The sequence below is a fragment of the Herbidospora sp. RD11066 genome, from assembly GCF_054661255.1.
Window position 1 is genome coordinate 524,768 of the sequence record NZ_BAAGDO010000004.1, and the last position, 17,718, is coordinate 542,485.

18 protein-coding genes are annotated in these 17,718 nt (G+C 67.3%); 16 read left to right on the top strand and 2 right to left on the bottom strand.

What is annotated here, in order from left to right; all coding sequences use genetic code 11:
- Nucleotides 1-24: 24 nt before the first annotated feature.
- Both ACYQ78_RS19110 and ACYQ78_RS19115 read right to left on the bottom strand, forming a co-directional pair.
- Complete coding sequence (locus ACYQ78_RS19110; protein ID WP_459802207.1) at nt 25-1,116, bottom strand: hypothetical protein; 1,092 nt, start codon at nt 1,114-1,116, stop codon at nt 25-27.
- A gap of 143 nt (nt 1,117-1,259) precedes the next feature.
- Nucleotides 1,260-2,414 carry a hypothetical protein gene (locus ACYQ78_RS19115; RefSeq protein WP_459802208.1) on the bottom strand — a complete coding sequence of 385 codons (1,155 nt, stop codon included), beginning with the start codon at nt 2,412-2,414 and terminating at the stop codon, nt 1,260-1,262.
- Nucleotides 2,415-2,666: 252 nt separating this feature from the next.
- Here ACYQ78_RS19115 and rpmE point away from each other — a divergent pair, with 252 nt between their 5' ends.
- The 16 genes from rpmE to atpD all read left to right on the top strand — a co-directional run bounded on the left by rpmE (nt 2,667) and on the right by atpD (nt 17,703).
- Complete coding sequence (rpmE, locus tag ACYQ78_RS19120; protein ID WP_459802209.1) at nt 2,667-2,885, top strand: 50S ribosomal protein L31; 219 nt, start codon at nt 2,667-2,669, stop codon at nt 2,883-2,885.
- A gap of 112 nt (nt 2,886-2,997) precedes the next feature.
- Nucleotides 2,998-4,047, top strand: coding sequence for a peptide chain release factor 1 (prfA, locus tag ACYQ78_RS19125; protein WP_459802210.1), 1,050 nt, complete (start codon nt 2,998-3,000; stop codon nt 4,045-4,047).
- 4 nt (nt 4,048-4,051) lie between these two features.
- On the top strand, nt 4,052-4,906 hold the full coding sequence (gene prmC, locus ACYQ78_RS19130; RefSeq protein ID WP_459802211.1) for a peptide chain release factor N(5)-glutamine methyltransferase: 855 nt from the start codon (nt 4,052-4,054) through the stop codon (nt 4,904-4,906).
- 14 nt (nt 4,907-4,920) lie between these two features.
- On the top strand, nt 4,921-5,568 hold the full coding sequence (locus ACYQ78_RS19135) for an L-threonylcarbamoyladenylate synthase (RefSeq protein WP_459802212.1): 648 nt from the start codon (nt 4,921-4,923) through the stop codon (nt 5,566-5,568).
- A gap of 86 nt (nt 5,569-5,654) precedes the next feature.
- Nucleotides 5,655-8,711 (top strand): hypothetical protein, encoded by a 3,057-nt coding sequence (locus ACYQ78_RS19140; protein WP_459802213.1) that lies wholly within the window; start codon nt 5,655-5,657, stop codon nt 8,709-8,711.
- Nucleotides 8,712-8,720: 9 nt separating this feature from the next.
- Nucleotides 8,721-9,107: a hypothetical protein gene (locus ACYQ78_RS19145; protein WP_459802214.1), complete on the top strand. Its 387-nt coding sequence runs from the start codon at nt 8,721-8,723 to the stop codon at nt 9,105-9,107.
- 79 nt (nt 9,108-9,186) lie between these two features.
- The gene (locus tag ACYQ78_RS19150; protein ID WP_459802215.1) at nt 9,187-10,350 is read left to right on the top strand and encodes a glycosyltransferase family 4 protein; all 1,164 of its coding nucleotides are present in this window, start codon (nt 9,187-9,189) and stop codon (nt 10,348-10,350) included.
- Nucleotides 10,351-10,468: 118 nt separating this feature from the next.
- Nucleotides 10,469-10,888: a hypothetical protein gene (locus tag ACYQ78_RS19155; RefSeq protein ID WP_459802216.1), complete on the top strand. Its 420-nt coding sequence runs from the start codon at nt 10,469-10,471 to the stop codon at nt 10,886-10,888.
- Nucleotides 10,889-10,939: 51 nt separating this feature from the next.
- On the top strand, nt 10,940-11,155 hold the full coding sequence (locus ACYQ78_RS19160) for a hypothetical protein (RefSeq protein WP_051759411.1): 216 nt from the start codon (nt 10,940-10,942) through the stop codon (nt 11,153-11,155).
- 61 nt (nt 11,156-11,216) lie between these two features.
- The gene (gene atpB, locus ACYQ78_RS19165) at nt 11,217-12,011 is read left to right on the top strand and encodes a F0F1 ATP synthase subunit A (RefSeq protein ID WP_459802217.1); all 795 of its coding nucleotides are present in this window, start codon (nt 11,217-11,219) and stop codon (nt 12,009-12,011) included.
- A gap of 67 nt (nt 12,012-12,078) precedes the next feature.
- Entirely contained in the window at nt 12,079-12,303 is a 225-nt protein-coding gene (atpE, locus tag ACYQ78_RS19170; RefSeq protein WP_030450998.1) for an ATP synthase F0 subunit C, read from the top strand.
- Between the two features lie 32 nt (nt 12,304-12,335).
- Nucleotides 12,336-12,881, top strand: a complete 546-nt coding sequence (locus ACYQ78_RS19175; RefSeq protein ID WP_459802218.1) for a F0F1 ATP synthase subunit B — start codon at nt 12,336-12,338, stop codon at nt 12,879-12,881.
- Nucleotides 12,881-13,684, top strand: coding sequence for a F0F1 ATP synthase subunit delta (locus tag ACYQ78_RS19180; protein WP_459802219.1), 804 nt, complete (start codon nt 12,881-12,883; stop codon nt 13,682-13,684). The genes ACYQ78_RS19175 and ACYQ78_RS19180 overlap by 1 nt, the downstream gene beginning before the upstream one ends.
- 22 nt (nt 13,685-13,706) lie before the next feature.
- Complete coding sequence (atpA, locus tag ACYQ78_RS19185; RefSeq protein ID WP_459802220.1) at nt 13,707-15,356, top strand: F0F1 ATP synthase subunit alpha; 1,650 nt, start codon at nt 13,707-13,709, stop codon at nt 15,354-15,356.
- 3 nt (nt 15,357-15,359) lie between these two features.
- Complete coding sequence (locus ACYQ78_RS19190; RefSeq protein ID WP_459802221.1) at nt 15,360-16,262, top strand: F0F1 ATP synthase subunit gamma; 903 nt, start codon at nt 15,360-15,362, stop codon at nt 16,260-16,262.
- A 1-nt stretch (nt 16,263) separates the two neighbouring features.
- Nucleotides 16,264-17,703 (top strand): F0F1 ATP synthase subunit beta, encoded by a 1,440-nt coding sequence (atpD, locus tag ACYQ78_RS19195; RefSeq protein ID WP_459802222.1) that lies wholly within the window; start codon nt 16,264-16,266, stop codon nt 17,701-17,703.
- Nucleotides 17,704-17,718: the final 15 nt, after the last annotated feature.

A 17,718-nucleotide genomic window follows, 5' to 3' on the forward strand; every position in this document is an offset into this window, starting at 1 on the left:
CCCCTTCTGCTCAGCGGGAGGACGTCAGCGAACGTCGACCAGCTTGTAGGGCGACAGCGCCGAGTTGGTGGCGCTGGTGGCGGTCGCCTGGAGACGCCAGTAACCGTCGTACTTGGGCTTGACGGTCTTGCTGTACTTGCCCGTCGAGTTCGCGCCCACGTAGCCGACGAACTTCCAAGTCTTGGTGCCCTTCTTCTTGAAGTAGAGCTTGAGGATCTTCTTCGACCACGCGCCCCACTTGCTGGTGCCGCGGTAGACCTTGCCGTAGACCTTGACCGACTTGCCCTTCTTCACCTTCGCGGGCGAGACGGCGATCGTGATCTTCGACTTGGCCTTGGCCTTGGCGCCGGGGCTCTTGACCTCGAAGCCCTTGACGAACGCGTAGGTCTTGGAACCGCGCGTGACGGTGACCTTCAGCTGCCAGTTGCCCGCCGGGGCCTGGTCGTCGAACGACGCCGAGCCGTGGAAGGTGTCGTCGGCCTCGAGCCCGGTGGGCATCGTGTAGTAGGAGCCGTCGGACGCCTCGTAGCGAACGTTGGTGACCTTCTCGTCGCCGTACTTCTCCAGCTTGAAGTTGGCGTAGACGTCGACGTCCGCGCCCTTCTTCAGCACGACCGGGTCGGGGTCGACACTCGCGGAGTTGACCCGCGTCGCCGTGGCGACGGTGATCTCCTGCCACGGCTTGTCCCACGCGGGGGCGGTGCCGCCTCCGGGGGTCAGGCCGATGCGGTACTTCCACTTGCCCGGCTTGTCCGACGACGAGACCGGGATGGAGGCCGCGACGTCAACAGAGGCGACGGGGGACGGCGCGGGAGAAGCGGCAATCGTGGGGATCTCGGCCGCAGTGCCCTCGTGCGCAGCCGACTCGGCCTCGTCGGTCTTCAAGAACTGGATGTGCACACGGGCGGGCTTGTCGAAGCCGACGGAGTAAGGCGCGGTGACCTTCACCTTGAAGGGGATCTTGTCACTGCCGCTCGGGGGGATGAACAAGTCGGTGAAGCCAGTGCCGGCCGCATCGACTGTCGCGGCGTAGGCGGGTGCCGCAACGACGGCGCCGGTGGCGAAGAGCGCCGCCCCCGTTGCGGCCGCGACGATGAGCCGCAGGGTCTTTCGCATCAGAAGGGCCCTTTACATGAGTCATTTAGTGGGAGAAATGGAGCTAGTGAGAATAACGTGACATGGGTCCATGTGCGTACACATGGACCCATTCGTCTCCTATAGGGCCAGCGTCAGGGGTTGATGGCGCAGGCCCTACAGAACTAGCGAACGTCGACGAGCTTGTAAGGCGACAGGGAAGCCTTCGTGGCCGAGGTCTTGGTCGCGCTCATGCGGTACCAGCCGTCGTACTTGGGCTTGATCGTCTTGGTGTACTTCCCGGAGTTGTTGGCACCGATGTAGCCGACGAACTTCCAGCTCTTGGTGCCCTTCTTCTTGAAGTACAGCTTGAGGATCTTCTTCTTCCACGGGCCCCACGACTTCACGCCGCGGTAGACCGCGCCGTAGACCTTGATCGACTTGCCCTTCTTCACCTTCGTCGGCGAGATGGACATCGTGATCTTCGACTTGGCGACGGTCGGGGCCGAGGCGGTCTTGCTGACCTTGAAGCCCTTGGTGAAGCCGTAGGTCTTCGAGCCACGCGTGATCGTGAACTTGATCTGCCAGTCACCGGCGGGAGCGTCGGTGCCCATCGTCACGAAGTTGTAGTAGCTCTTGTCGTCGCCCTCGAGCGAGGTGCCCAGCGAGTAGTACTCACCGCTCGACGGGTGCAGCGCGCGGACCTGCTTGAGCGTCTCGCCGCCGAACTTCTCGATCGTCGCGCTGAAGCCGACGTCGGTCGCGCCCTTGAGCACGACGGGGTTCGGGTCGATGCCGACGTTGGTCACGCGGGTGGCGGGAGTGACCGTGAAGGTCTTCACGTCCTGCCACGTGTCCGGAGCCGCCGTCGCGGTGGGCGTCGGGGACGGAGTCGCCGTGGACGGCGCCGCGATGGGCTCCGCCGAGATCTGCAGCTTCCACCGGTCGCCCGGCTTGTCGTTGTTCTGGACGGTGAAGCTGCCGTTGATCCGCGACGTGGCGGCCGGAGCCGTCGTCGTCTTCGCCAGCTGGGTGACGCTGGCGGCCCGCCAGTTCACCGTCACGCCGGCACCGGGCGAGTGGTCCGAAGTGACCCGGGCCCAGATCTTGTACCGCGGAGAGTAGGAGTTGTCGCTGAACTTCTCGTGGTAGGCGTTTGCCAGGTCAAACGAGAACGACATGGTGTCCTGCGCGACCGGTGGAATGAAGGTGTCGTTGACGACACCGTTCGTCACGGTCACGGCCACGGCTGAAGCGGGGGAAGCGGTGATGGCCACACCGCTGGCGAATAATGCCACCCCGCTGGCGCCTGCAATCAGCAGCCGCAGGCCTTTCCTCATCGAAGCCCCTATCTGAGGTGATTTTGAGGGAAAAGCTCGGGTTTGAGCAGGGAGAGCCTAGTGGTGCCCCTGTGACCAGTCCACATGCGCGGTGACCTTCTCACGGACTTCCCAGGCATCGTTCAGACTCGACCCCGGGAATACGCGATGGCCTGGGAAGGTTCTGCGGTCTGGCACACTGGTAGCCGAACCGTTGCGGTTCCGGTTCCCGCTCAGAGCGACCCGGCGACCGCGCCCCGGAGAGGAAAAGGTATGAAGGCCGACATCCACCCCACGTATTCCGTCACCAACGTGACGTGTTCGTGCGGCAACACGTTCACCACGCGCAGCACCGCCAAGAACGGCACGATTCACGCCGACGTCTGCTCGGCCTGCCACCCGTTCTACACGGGCAAGCAGAAGATCCTCGACACGGGCGGCCGCGTGGCGCGCTTCGAGGCCCGGTTCGGCAAGAAGGCCGCGGGCAAGTAGCTCCTTCCCAGACGCCGGCTCGGAACCGTCCGCCTTTGTGGGGTGGGCGCGCCCGGGTCGGCGTTCGTGGTGAAAGGGCCTACTCGATTCAAATTGCAGGAGGGGACGCGCGGTGAACCTCGACGAGCTCATCAGCGAATACGCCGATCTCGAGCTCAAGCTCGCCGATCCGGCCGTGCACGCCGACCAGGCGAAGGCCAGGCAGTTCGGAAAGCGCTACGCCCAGCTCACGCCGATCGTCGGCACCTACCGTGAGCTCGGCCAGGTGCGCGACGACATCAAGGCCGCCCGCGAACTCGCCAGCGAAGACCCGTCGTTCGCCGAGGAGGCGGCCGAGCTCGAGGCCCGCGTCCCCGCGCTGGAGGAGCGGCTGCGCCACCTGCTGGTGCCCCGCGACCCCAACGACGACAAAGACATCATCATGGAGATCAAGGCGGGCGAGGGCGGCCAGGAGTCGATGCTCTTCGCCGGCGACCTCCTGCGCATGTATCTGCGCTTCTCCGAGCGCGCGGGCTACAAGGCCGAGATCATCGACGCCCAATACTCCGACCTGGGCGGATACAAAGACGTCACGGTCGCCATCAAGGGCCGCGACGGCGCCTGGGGGCGGCTGAAGTTCGAGGGCGGCGTCCACCGCGTGCAGCGGGTGCCCGCGACCGAGTCGCAGGGCCGCATCCACACCTCGGCCGCCGGGGTGCTCGTCTACCCCGAGGCCGAAGAGGTCGACGTCCAGATCGACCCCAACGACCTGCGCATCGACGTCTACCGCTCCAGCGGCCCCGGCGGCCAGAGCGTCAACACGACCGACTCGGCGGTGCGCATCACGCATGTGCCGACCGGCGTCGTGGTGTCGTGCCAGAACGAGAAGAGCCAGCTCCAGAACAAGGAGTCGGCGATGCGCATCCTCCGGGCCCGCCTGCAGGCCATCGCCGAAGAAGAGGCCAACGCCGCCGCGATGGCCGAGCGCAAGTCGCAGGTCCGCACGGTGGACCGGTCCGAGCGGGTCCGCACCTACAACTATCCCGAGAACCGGATCTCCGACCACCGGGTCGGGTTCAAGGCCTACAACCTCGACCAGGTCCTCGACGGCGACCTCGACGCGGTCATCCAGGCCCTGCTCGACGCCGAACTGGCAGAGAAGCTCGCCGCCGCAGCCACCTGAGCCGATGACCTTCCTCCTGGACGAGATAGCGCTGGCCACCGCCCGGCTCGCCGAGGCAGGTGTTCCGTCACCGCGCGCCGACGCCGAGGAGATCGCGGCATTCGTCCACGGCGTGACCCGCGGCACCCTCCACACGGTGAAGGACTCCGAGTTCGACGCCCTCTTCTGGGAGGGCGTCTCCAGGAGGGAGTCCCGCGAGCCGCTCCAGCACATCACCGGCCGCGCCTTCTTCCGCTACCTGTCCCTCGAAGTCGGCCCCGGGGTGTTCATCCCCCGGCCCGAGACCGAGGTCGTCGTCGGCTGGGCCATCGACCGCCTCAACGAGATGGACGTCGCGTCCCCGATCGTGGTCGACCTCGGCACCGGCTCCGGCGCGATCGCGCTGTCGATTGCCCAGGAGGTCGCGCTCGCGCAGGTCCACGCCGTGGAGATCGACCCGGCGGCCTACCGCTGGGCCAAGCGCAACATCCTCGAACACGGCCAGGGCCGCACCTCCCTCCACCCCGAAGACCTGGCCGACTGCCTGCCCGAGCTCGAAGGCCAGGTCGACCTCGTCATCAGCAACCCGCCCTACATTCCGCCGGGGGCGGTGCCCCGCGACCCCGAGGTACGCGACTACGATCCCCGCCGGGCCCTTTTCGGATCCGGCGACGACGGCCTGGGGGAGGTCCGGGCGGTCGAAGCCACCGCCCGCCGGCTTCTGCGGCCGGGCGGCCTGGTCGCGGTGGAGCACGCCGACGAACAGGGCAACGCGGTCTACTGGTTGTTCCCCGAGGGCAACGGCTGGCGCGACGCCCGCCTGCGCCAGGATCTGACCGGCCGCGACCGCTTCGTGACGGCCAAGTTCGGCCTGGAATAAGCAAGGGAGATCACATGACCCGCCGATACCTCTGTTCCAACCCCGGCGAGCGCGAGTCGGGCCTCATCGACGCCGCGTCGGTCATCAGAGCCGGCGACCTGATCGTCCTCCCGACCGACACCGTCTACGGCATCGGCGCCGACGCCTTCACGCCGTCGGCCGTGTCGGCGCTGCTGACCGCGAAGGGCCGCGGCTCCGACATGCCGGTGCCGGTCCTCGTGGGCACCGTCCGCGCGGCGGGCGCGCTCACCGAGTCGCTCGGCACCCACGGCCAGGACCTGATCGACGCCTTCTGGCCCGGCCCGCTGACCCTCATCTTCAAGGTCAACCGCTCGCTCCAGTGGGACCTCGGCGAGACCAAGGGCACCGTCGCCATCCGCATGCCGCTCCACCAGGTCGCCCTCGACTTGCTCAAGGAGACCGGCCCGATGGCCGTCTCCAGCGCCAACCGCTCGGGCAACCCGCCCGCCACCACGGCGGCCGAGGCCGAGGAGCAGCTCGGCCAGTCGGTGGCCGTCTACCTCGACGGCGGCCCGTGCGCCGACACCACCCCGTCGACGATCCTCGACCTGACCACCTCGGTGCCGCGCGTGCTGCGCAAAGGCGGCCTTCCGGTCGAAAAGATCCGCGGCGTCGTGGGTTACCTGGCGACCGAAGAGTAGATCCATACCGTCTGGCTATCGCGCCGGACACCCCGAGGCGCCGAGACCTAGCGTGAGTGAGGTTTTCGACCCCGGGAGGCTCGCGCATGCCCAAGATCGACGGGATGGACCCCAAGCTGGTCCGTGATCTCCTCGCCGAGCTGCGACGCGCGGCCAAGGAGATGGAGTCCATCGAGGCCAAGGTCACCACCACGGTCCGCAACGCCGGCGTACCCGCCGCGGTGACCTACCGCCCGTCGGCGGTGGCCGACGCCATCGCCGAGATGGACAAGGACGTCACCGCCCGCCTGGCCCTCCTGGAGAAGCGCGAACGCGACCCGGCCACCCGCCCCACTCCGACGACCACCGGCGACGAGACCCCCACCAAACCCGTCCCGAAGCCCGCTCCGGAGCCCACGGGCACCCAGGAACAGCCGAAGCCGACCGAGGGCGACACCGCCCCCCCGAAGCCCACCACCGGCGACTCCGAGCCCCCCAAGAAGAGCGACACCGAAACCGAGCTCCCGAAGAGCAACACGGAGTCGGACCCGCCGAAGAAGAGCGACACCGAAACCGAACCGCCCAAGAACAACACGGAGACCGACCCTCCGAAGAAGAGCGACACGGAGACGGAACCGCCCAAGAAGAGCGACACGGAGACCGAGCCTCCGAAGAACAACACGGAGACCGAGCCTCCGAAGAACAACACGGAGACCGACCCTCCGAAGAAGAGCGACACGGAGACCGAACCGCCCAAGCAGTGTGACGACGAAACTGCTCCGCCTCCGAAGGGGGAGGCGCCCGCTCCCGGGAACGAGCCGGTCGACACTCCGAAGAAGGACCACCCCGACGACATCGACCAGACCAGGGGCCGGGTCGAGATCAACGTCGACGGCACCAAGGTGGTGTCGACCCCGCTCAACCTGCCCGACGGCGACGCCCTCGGCCGGATCGACGGGGACCTCGACACCGTTCGGCCCGTCGACAATCCGGGCCAATCCGGCGGTACGCAGCCCTCCACCGGCCCCCAGCCCGATGGCAAGCCCGGTTACGTCGAGCCGCTGGAGCCGACGGCCAAACAACCCGCGCCCCAGCCCGGCCTCGACCCGGGCGACCCTATGGGCGCATATGTCGGCACCGCCGCCGACAACGTGACCGAAGACCCCTACCTCAAGAACAACCCCGCCGCCGCGCCCGCACCCCAGCCGGGCCTGGCTCCTGGCGATCCGATGGGCGACTACGTCGGGACCGCGGCCGACAATGTGACCGAGGATCCCTACCTGAAGGACAATCCGGTCACCCAGCCCGCGCCTCAGCCGGGCCTGGCTCCTGGCGATCCGATGGGCGATTACGTCGGGACCGCGGCCGACAACGTGACCGAAGACCCTTACCTGAAGGACAACCCGGTCACCCAGCCCGCGCCTCAGCCGGGCCTGGCTCCTGGCGATCCGATGGGCGACTACGTCGGCACCGCGGCCGACAACGTGACCGAGGATCCCTACGCGAAGGACAACCCGGTCACCCAGCCCGCGCCTCAACCGGGTCTCGCCCCCGGTGATCCGATGGGTGACTACGTGGGCACCCCGGCCGACAACGCGACCGAAGACCCCTATCTGCAGGGCAATCCGGCCAACACATTGCCCGAGGACACGGTCCTGATCTCCGCATCGAGCCCGGAGGTCGCCCCGCAGATCCAGGCGGAGGTGCCGCTCGCGGGCGGCGAGGCCATCGACCCGAAGGCGTTGGCCGCCGCCCAGCCCGGCGATGTGCTGTCGGCCCCGGCCAACCAGATCTCCGACCAGGCCCTCGGCGCCCTGCTCAACGGCGACGACCAGGTCGCCCCCCAGAACATGCCGACGGTGACCGACGGCAACCCGCAACCCGGTGGCGCCAACGAGCAGACGGGCAACTCGGGCGCCACGAACGGCCCAGTAGCGGGTGGCAACGGCGATGCGGGCAACTCGCCGGGCGGCGACGACCGCCAGTGCGATCCGCAGCGCGGCACCGACCAACCGGCGAACGGCACGACCTCAGGCCAGAACGGGCAGTCCCCGGGTTCGCCCAACGGACAAAGCGGCCCGTCGACCGGTCCGATCATGGTCGACTACGGCCCGGCCGACATGTCGGCCGACGGCCAGGCGGGCACCTCCGGCGAGCCTTGGGCCGTAGGCGCGACGCCCCCCGCCGACCAGGCCTGGTCCACCGGCGAAACCGCAACGGCTGGTTACACGGACCAGCCGGGTTCCGCTGGTCAGTCCGGTGCTGAAATCGATCCCAGGAGGCTGGCCGCCGAACAGCCCGGCGACGTGTTGTCGGCTCCGGCCAACCAGATCTCCGACCAGGCCCTGACCAGCCTGCTCGACATCGACTATCAGATCGGGCCGCAGGAGATGTCGTCCATGGCGACAGACGGTTCTGGTTCTGAGGGTGGTCCGGGTCAGGCGCCGTCGGGCGGTGGTTCAGACCAATCCGGCTCGGGTCACGCCGATATCGATCCCAAGCGGCTGGCCGCCGAGCAGCCCGGGGACGTTCTCTCCGCTCCCGCGAACCCCATCACCGATGAGGCTCTCGGTGCCCTGCTGGGCTTCGATGACCAGATCGCACCACAGGACATGCCGTCCATGACCACGGATGGTTCCGGTTCTGAGGGTGGTCCGGGTCAGGGGCCCTCCGGCAGTGGTTCAGACCAATCGGCGTCAGGGGCGGGCGGGCAATCTGGGGGTGAGGTCGATCCCAAGCGGTTGGCGGCCGAGCAGCCCGGTGACGTGCTGTCGGCTCCGGCGAAGCCCATCACCGACGAGGCTCTCGGTGCCCTCCTCGGCTTCGATGACGAGATCGGGCCGCAGGAGATGCCGTCCATGACGGCGGGTGGTTCCGGTTCTGAGGGTGGCAGTGGTTCAGACCAATTCGCCGCTCAGGCCGGGGGTGAGGTCGATCCCAAGAGGCTGGCGGCCGAGCAGCCCGGTGACGTTCTCTCCGCTCCTGCGAACCCCGTCTCCGATGAGGCCATCGGGGCGTTGATGGAGATTCACGGGCAGATCGAACCGGTGGACATGCCCAGTGTGTCCGTACCGGAAAAGGAGTGGGGCAGTGGTGAGTGGGTGCCCATGGATGTCAGGCCCGATGGTCCCTCCGGGTCCGTCGCTCCCGGCCGGCCCGCGTAAGGAGATGCGATGAGTTACGCCGACCCGCCCGCGCCCCGGCCGATGCAGCTGGGGGAGACACCGCCCGCCGCGTCCGGGAACGACCTGCTCGTTCCCGGTGGGCAGGCGACGACCTGGGTGTTCAATCCCGAATACCAGCGGCTGGTCAAGCTGTGGGACACCGTCATCAGGGACATGGAGCACATCTCGACGCTGCTCGACCGGCCGTACACGATGGCGCGGAGCACCGACACGTGGAAGGCCGACGTCGCCGAGCGGTACATCCAGAAGATCTCCGAGTGGCGGACCCGCATCGGGCTCTACCGGCAGGCGGTGCTGACGGCGATCAGTGACGAGGCCGCGGACACCCCCCGGTGGGTGCCGAGCAATTCGGGCGCACCGCACGCATACTCGTAAAGCGCCGCACTTCTACCCGTAAACCTGCGCTAGCGTCGGACCCGTCTCGACTGGTCCGTTGATCCGGGAAACTGGTGCCGTGCGCGAATACTTCTTCGTGGGCCTCGTCACGGCCGTTGTCACCTACCTGCTGGTGCCTCCGGTCCGGGCCTTCGCGCTGCGCATCGGCGCCGCTCCCGAGGTCAGGGAGCGCGACGTGCACAAGGTGCCGACGCCCCGGCTGGGTGGCCTGGCCATGTTCGGCGGCATGGCCGCCGGGCTGCTGGCGGCCTCCCACCTGCCATGGGTCGGTTCCGCGCTGTCGCTCGAACAGTCGGGTCAGACCACGAGCGCGCTGCTCGCCGCCGGTGGGCTGATCGTGGTGACCGGCTTCCTCGACGACTGGCTGGGCATGGACGCCCTGGTCAAGCTGGGCGGCCAGGTCGCCGCCGGTGGCCTGCTGGTCTACTACGGGGTGTCGCTCCGGTCGCTGCCGCTGCCCGAGAGCATGGGCGGCAACGTCTTCCTCGACTCGAACCTCCAGGCCGTGATGACGATCCTGGTCGTCGTGGTCGCCATCAACGCGGTCAACTTCGTCGACGGGCTCGACGGCCTGGCGGCCGGCATCGTCGGCATCGCGGCCATGGCCACATTGGTCTACTCCATGGTCCTCTCGCAGGACCAGCAGCAGACCCGCATCAACCTGACCGCCGTGGTCGCGGCCCTGCTGGTCGGCATGTGCCTGGGCTTCCTGCCCCACAACTTCAACCCGGCGAAGATCTTCATGGGTGACACCGGCTCGATGCTGATCGGGCTGGTCCTGGCCACCTCGCTGGTGACCATCACCTCGTCGGTGCCGACGACGGCGCTCGACGTCAACCGGTTCGCGCTGGTTCTACCACTGCTGCCGCTGGCGGTGGTCGTGCTGCCGCTCACCGACCTGATCATGGCGGTGATCCGGCGGACCTCCGAAGGGCTGTCGCCCTTCTCGCCCGACCGGGGGCACCTGCACCACCGGCTGCTCGACATCGGCCACTCCCATCGGCGGAGCGTCCTGATCATGTACGCGTGGACGTTCATCTTCGCGTTCACGATCGTGGGCCTGTCCCTCGAAGGGGTTCCGCTCATCCTGTTCCCGCTGATCAGCGTGGTGGCGATCGCGGTGCTGCTGGTGCTGTCGAGGCCCAAGGGGCGTAAGGGCGCACACGCCGCCGACCGTGCGGACGAGCCGTCGGCGAGCAAGCCTCGTGCGACAACTGGGTGAATTCGCCGCGAAAAGCCAGGTAAAGCCCGTGACGCGGAGCTTGTGATAGCTTTCACTAACAGCAACCCGTAGCCTGGGCGAAGCAAACGCTCGGTTGACAACATGTTCTGGAGTCGTCATGCAGGCCAACGACGTGCGCGTTCTCAAGGGCGCCGCCGTGCCAACGGTGGCGGTCGGGCTGATCGCCGCCATCGTCGCGGCGGTCCTCGCCGGATTCGAGGGTGCCCTCGGCTCCGTCATCGGGCTGGCGCTGGTGGCCGTCTTCTTCACGGTCGGGCTGCTCGTGGTCACCTGGGCCGGCCGGATCTCTCCGACGATCATGTTCGCGGCGGCCGTTTTGAGCTATGTCGTCAAGGTGATCGCTATCATGATCACTCTTAGGGCATTCGAGACGACTACCGTCTTCAACCCCAAAGCATTCGCCTGGAGTGTGATCGTCCTCACCGTCGTGTGGACGTTCGGCGAGATGCGGGGCTTCATGAAGCTGAAGCTCCTGTACGTCGAACCAGACTCCAAAGTTCCCGGTCAGGGGAACTGATGGGGTCCGATATGACTAGTCCTTGCGCTGCCTGCTATCGTCGTGCCCGCGATGAGCGAGAAGCAGCGCAGGCCCGAGGACGACGGCCGCGACTTCGCCGACGCCGCCTGGTCAGTACCGAGCTATCTGCTATCGGGAATGCTGCTTTGGGGTGGTCTCGGCTGGTTGCTGAGCCATTGGACGGGCGTGCACGCGTTCATCCCCATAGGTGTGGTTATCGGGGTAGGGCTGGCCTGCTGGCTGGTCTACCTCAAGCACGGCCGCTGAACGCGCCCGCACAAGCTCTGATTCTTCCAATGATGGTCCACGACGTTGAAGGGAACGCCGCGTGACTACGCTGACGCTCCTCGCCGCTGATGGAGAATTCCAGGCTCCCGGGCCGGACATCTTCAATTTCCCTCCGCTTTACGCCGGGGCGCCCGAATGGCTTAACAAGCCCACCGTCTTGGCGGTCATCGGGGCCCTGATCGTCTGCGTGTTCGCCTGGACCGCTTTCGCCAAGCCGAAGCTGGTCCCGCGCGGCGTTCAGAACATCGGCGAATACGGCTACACGTTCGTCCGTGACCAGTGCGCTCGCCCGTTCCTGGGCAAGGACGCCGAGCGCTGGATGCCGCTGCTGCTCTCGATCTTCATGCTGATCCTGCTGTGGAACTTCTTCGGTGTGATCCCGTTCCTGCAGATCCCGGTGAACTCCCACATCGCCTTCCCGATCATCTTCGCGGTGACGATCTACGTCATCAAGATCTACCTGGGCATCAAGCACCAGGGCGGGATCGGCTACTTCAAGAACATGATGTTCCCGCCTGGTCTGCCGAAGGCCGTCTACGTGCTGATGGCGCCGCTGGAGCTGATTTCGAACCTCGTTCTCGCGCCGTTCACCCACGCGGTCCGACTGTTCGCGAACATGTTCGCCGGCCACCTCATCCTGGCCTTCTTCGCGAGCGTCGGCTTCCACTTCCTCTTCGAGCAGCTCACCCCGCTTGGTGCGCCGCTCGGCCTGGTCGGGTTCGTCATGACGACGATCATGACCGGCTTCGAGATCTTCATCCAGTTCCTGCAGGCATTCCTCTTCACGATGCTGGCCGCGATGTACATCGGCGGCTCGCTGCACGCGGACCACTGAACCACCACTGACGTGACCAGACCGGTGAGTAAGGAAGCTCATCGGCCGACCAGTAAAGGAAACCGCAATGAGCGTTCTCGCTGAAGTCTCCGGCAACATCGGCGCGATCGGTTACGGCCTCGCGGCGATCGGCCCCGGCGTCGGCGTGGGCATCATCTTCGGCCAGGGTGTGCAGGCCATCGCCCGCCAGCCCGAGGCCTACGGCCTCATCCGCCAGAACATGCTCCTCGGCTTCGTTCTGACCGAGGCCCTCGCCCTGATCGGTCTTGTCGCGCCGTTCATCTACGGCTGACGAGTCAACCCAACTGACGGAAGGCTGCGCCCATGACTCTGGCAGCTACGGTGCTGGCGGCGGAATCGAACAATCCGCTGATGCCGCACACCTACGAGCTGGTCATCGGTGGTCTCGCGTTCCTGCTCGTCTTCATCGTCGTAGGTAAGATCCTCACCCCGCGCATTCAGAAGACGCTGGCCGAGCGCACCGAGGCCATCGAAGGCGGCATCCAGAAGGCGGAGGACGCCCAGGCCGAGGCTCAGGCAACACTCCAGCAGTACCGCGACCAGCTCAGCGAAGCCCGCCAGGAGGCAGCCCGCCTCCGGGAGGAAGCCCGTGAGCAGGGCGCGCAGATCAAGGCCGAACTCCGCGAGGAGGCCCAGGCCGAGGCCCGGCGCATCGTCGAGGCCGCCCACGCCCAGATCGAGGCCGACAAGGCGCAGGCGCTCGCGCAGCTGCGCGCCGAGATCGGCCGCCTGTCGACCGACCTCGCCGGCCGCATCGTCGGCGAGTCGCTCGAAGACGAGGCGCGCCAGCGTCGCGTCGTCGACCGGTTCCTCGAGGAGCTCGAGGGCTCCGGCACGGCGGTCCGCTGATGCGTGGCATGAGCAGGACCTCTCTGGTCGAGGTCGAGGAGCGTTTCAACAGCGTGGCCGGGTCGGCCGACCTGGGCACGCTGGCCGACGAGCTCTTCGCGGTGGCCTCGCTGTTCGACCGGGAGCCCGGTCTGCGCCGCTCGCTGTCCGACCCGTCGCGACCGGCCGAGCAGAAGGCGCAGACCATCCGCGCCCTCCTGCAGGGCAAGGTCTCGGCGGCCGCGCTGGAGACGACGGTCGCCGTGGTCGAGGCCAAGTGGTCTCGCGCCGGCGACCTGTCCGACGCCGTCGAGCGGCTCGGTGTGATCGCGGCCGCGAGCGAGGCGGAGGGGGCCGGCCGTCTCGACGACGTCGAAGACGAGCTGTTCCGCTTCGGCCGCATCCTCGCGGCCAACCCCGACCTGCGCCGTGCGCTGGCCGACCCGGCCGCGACCGGCAAGGAGTCGCTGCTGTCCGACCTGCTCGGCGCCAAGGTCGCGCCGACCACTCTCCGTCTCGTCTCCCAGGTCGCCGCACACCCGCGCGGACGTAGCCTGGAAAGAGGCCTGGAGGAGTTCGGCCGTCTCGTCGCTCTGCAGCGGCAGCGTCTGGTGGCGGTCGTCACCAGCGCGGTGCTGCTGTCCGACGCGCAGAAGCAGCGCCTGGCCACCTGGCTGCGGGCCACCTACGGCCGTGACGTCCACCTGAATGTCGAGGTGGACCCCAAGGTACTCGGTGGGTTCTCGATCAAGATCGGGGACGAGATCATCGACACCACCATCGCCGCACGTATTGAAGAAGTCCGCCGCCGGTTGGCCGGCTAGGCGAATAGGGAGACAGGAAGAGATGGCGGAGCTGACGATCCGGCCGGACGAGATCCGGGACGCCCTTGAGCGCTTCGTCCAGGCGTACGAGCCGGAAGGCGCGGCACGTGAGGAGATCGGGACCGTCGTCGACTGTGGCGACGGTATCGCCCATGTCTCCGGCCTTCCCTCGACGATGGCGAACGAGCTGCTCGAGTTCGAGGACGGCACGCGTGGCCTGGCACTGAACCTGGATGTCCGGGAGATCGGTGTCGTTATTCTGGGTGACTTCAGCAAGGTGGAAGAGGGCCAGCAGGTGCGTCGCACCGGCCAGGTCCTCTCCGTCCCGGTCGGCAACGGCTTCTTGGGCCGTGTCGTCGACCCGCTGGGCAACCCGCTCGACGGAAAGGGCGCCATCGAGGCCGAGGGCCGTCGCGCCCTCGAGACCCAGGCGCCGTCGGTCGTTCAGCGGCAGCCCGTGAAGCAGCCGCTGCAGACCGGCCTCAAGGCGATCGACGCCATGACCCCGATCGGCCGTGGCCAGCGACAGCTGATCATCGGCGACCGTGGCACCGGCAAGACGGCCATCGCGGTCGACACGATCCTCAACCAGAAGGAGAACTGGCTCTCCGGCGACCCCGACAAGCAGGTTCTCTGCGTCTACGTCGCCGTCGGCCAGAAGGGCTCGACGATCGCCCAGGTGAAGGGCCGCCTCGAAGAGGCCGGCGCGATGGAGTACACCACCATCGTGGCCGCTCCGGCGTCCGACGCCGCGGGCTTCAAGTACCTCGCCCCCTACACCGGTTCGGCCATCGGCCAGCACTGGATGTACCAGGGCAAGCACGTTCTCATCATCTTCGACGACCTGACCAAGCAGGCCGACGCCTACCGCGCCGTGTCGCTGCTGCTGCGCCGTCCGCCGGGCCGTGAGGCGTTCCCCGGTGATGTCTTCTACTTGCACTCGCGTCTGCTCGAGCGTTGTGCGAAGCTCTCGGCCGACATGGGCGGCGGCTCGATGACGGGTCTGCCGATCATCGAGACCAAGGGCAACGACGTCTCGGCGTTCATCCCGACCAACGTCATCTCCATCACCGACGGTCAGTGCTTCCTGGAGACCGACCTGTTCAACGCCGGTGTCCGTCCGGCGATCAACGTCGGTGTCTCGGTCTCCCGAGTCGGTGGCTCGGCCCAGATCAAGGCCATGCGCAAGGTCGCCGGTACCCTCCGTCTGTCCCTGTCGCAGTACCGCGACCTGGAGGCGTTCGCCGCCTTCGCGTCCGACCTCGACGCGGCCTCCCGCGCGCAGCTGGAGCGTGGCGCCCGCCTCGTCGAGCTGCTCAAGCAGCCGCAGTTCTCGCCGTTCCCGGCCGAGAAGCAGGTCGTCTCGGTGTGGGCCGGTACCTCCGGTGAGCTCGACGAGGTTCCCCTGGAAGACATCCGCCGCTTCGAGGCGGAGTTCCTCGACTACGTCAGCAGCACCCAGAAGGGCGTCTTCGACGGCATCCGCGAGAGCGGCGAGCTGTCCGACGACACCGTCACCGTGCTGAAGGACTCGATCACCGAGTTCAAGAAGGGCTTCACCACCTCGTCCGGTGACCTGCTGGTCAAGGACGAGCCGGTGGCCCCGCTCGGTGCCGACGAGGTCGGCCAGGAGAAGATCGTCAAGCACGTGCGGAAGCCGGAGGCGAAGTAGCCGATGGGCGCCCAGCTCAGACTGCTGCGGCGGCGGATCAAGTCGGTCAAGTCCACGGCGAAGATCACCCGCGCGCAGGAGCTCATCGCCTCGTCGCGCATCGTCAAGGCCCAGCAGCGCATGCAGGCCGCGGTGCCCTACGAGCGTGAGATCACCCGCGCGGTCACCGGTGTCGTCAGCAACACGTCCTCCGTCGACCACCCGCTCACGGTGGCCAAGGAGAACCCGGCTCGCGCCGGCGTGCTGATCATCACCAGTGACAGCGGGTTCTGCGGCGGCTTCAACGCCAACCTGCTGCGCGAGGCCGAGGCCCTGCGCGGCCTGCTGGAATCGCGCGGCATCGAGGTCACGCCCTTCGTCTCCGGACGCAAGGGCGTGGGCTGGCACGCGTTCCGCCATCGCGAGATGGGCGGCCAGTGGGTGGGCTTCTCCCGTCGTCCCTCCTACCAGGACGCCAAGGACATCGCCGACGCGCTGATCGAGTCGTTCAGGGCCGAAGACGGGATCGACGAGATCCACATCGTCTCGACCGAGTTCGTCTCGATGCTGACGCAGAACGTGGTGGTGAACCGCATCCTGCCGCTGGAGGTCGTCGAGACGACCGAGGCGCCCAAGGACGGCCCGCTGCCCTACTTCGAGTTCGAGCCCTCGGCCGGTGCCGTGCTCGACTCGCTGCTGCCGCGCTACGTGGAGTCGCGCATCTTCTCCGCGCTGCTGCAGTCGGCCGCCTCGGAAGAGGCCAGCCGGCGCCGCGCCATGAAGTCCGCGACCGACAACGCCAACGAGCTCATCCGGGTTTTCACCCAGAAGATGAACCAGGTTCGTCAGGCGGAGATCACCCAGGAAATCAGCGAGATCGTCGGTGGCGCGAACGCGCTCGCCGACTCCGCCGCGGGGAAAGAGTGAAATGACCGCACAGACTGTTGAGACCGGCGTGGGCCGTGTCGCCCGTGTCACCGGTCCCGTCGTCGACGTGGAGTTCCCCGTCGAGGCGATGCCGGACATCTACAACGCCCTCAATGTCGACGTCACCCTCGAAGTCGACGGTGAGTCGCAGACCAAGACCCTGACGATGGAGGTCGCCCAGCACCTGGGTGACAACCTCGTCCGCGCCATCTCCATGCAGCCCACCGACGGCCTGGTCCGCGGCGCGGCGGTGTCCGACTCCGGCGCGCCGATCTCGGTGCCGGTCGGCGACGTCGTCAAGGGCCACGTGTGGAACGCCCTCGGCGAGTCGCTCGACGTGCCGACGTCGTCCATCAAGGTCACCGAGAAGTGGGGCATCCACCGCCCCTCTCCCGCGTTCGACCAGCTCGAGTCGCGCACCGAGATGCTGCCCACCGGCATCAAGGTCATCGACCTGCTCACCCCTTACGTCAAGGGTGGCAAGATCGGCCTGTTCGGCGGCGCGGGCGTCGGCAAGACGGTTCTCATCCAGGAGATGATCCGCCGAGTCGCGCTGAAGTTCTCGGGCACCTCGTGCTTCGCGGGCGTCGGCGAGCGCACCCGTGAGGGCAACGACCTCTGGCTGGAAATGGAGGAGGCCGGCGTTCTCAAGGACACCGCCCTCGTCTTCGGCCAGATGGACGAGCCCCCGGGCACCCGTCTGCGCGTGGCGCTGTCGGCGCTGACGATGGCGGAGTACTTCCGCGACGTGCAGAAGCAGGACGTGCTGCTCTTCATCGACAACATCTTCCGCTTCACCCAGGCCGGTTCCGAGGTCTCGACCCTGCTGGGTCGTATGCCCTCCGCTGTGGGTTACCAGCCGACGCTGGCCGACGAGATGGGTGTGCTCCAGGAGCGCATCACCTCGACGCGTGGTCACTCGATCACCTCGATGCAGGCGATCTACGTGCCCGCCGACGACATCACCGACCCGGCCCCGCACAACGCGTTCGCCCACCTCGACGCTCAGACGGTTCTGTCCCGTCCGATCTCCGAGAAGGGCATCTACCCCGCGGTCGACCCGCTCGACTCCACCTCCCGCATCCTCGACCCGACCGTGGTCGGCGAGGAGCACTACGCGGTGGCGCAGGAGACCAAGCGGATTCTGCAGAAGTACAAGGAACTGCAGGACATCATCGCGATCCTCGGCATCGACGAGCTCTCCGAAGAGGACAAGGTCACCGTTCAGCGGGCCCGCCGCATCGAGCGTTTCCTGTCCCACCCGATGTACGCCGCCGAGGCGTTCACCGGTCAGCCGGGCGAGTTCGTCCCGCTCGACGAGACCATCGCCTCCTTCAAGGGTCTGTGCGCCGGTGAGTACGACCACCTGCCCGAGCAGGCGTTCTTCATGGTCGGCGGCATCGAGCAGGCCATCGCCAAGGCGAAGGACCTGACCCGCTAATCATGCGGCTCCGGC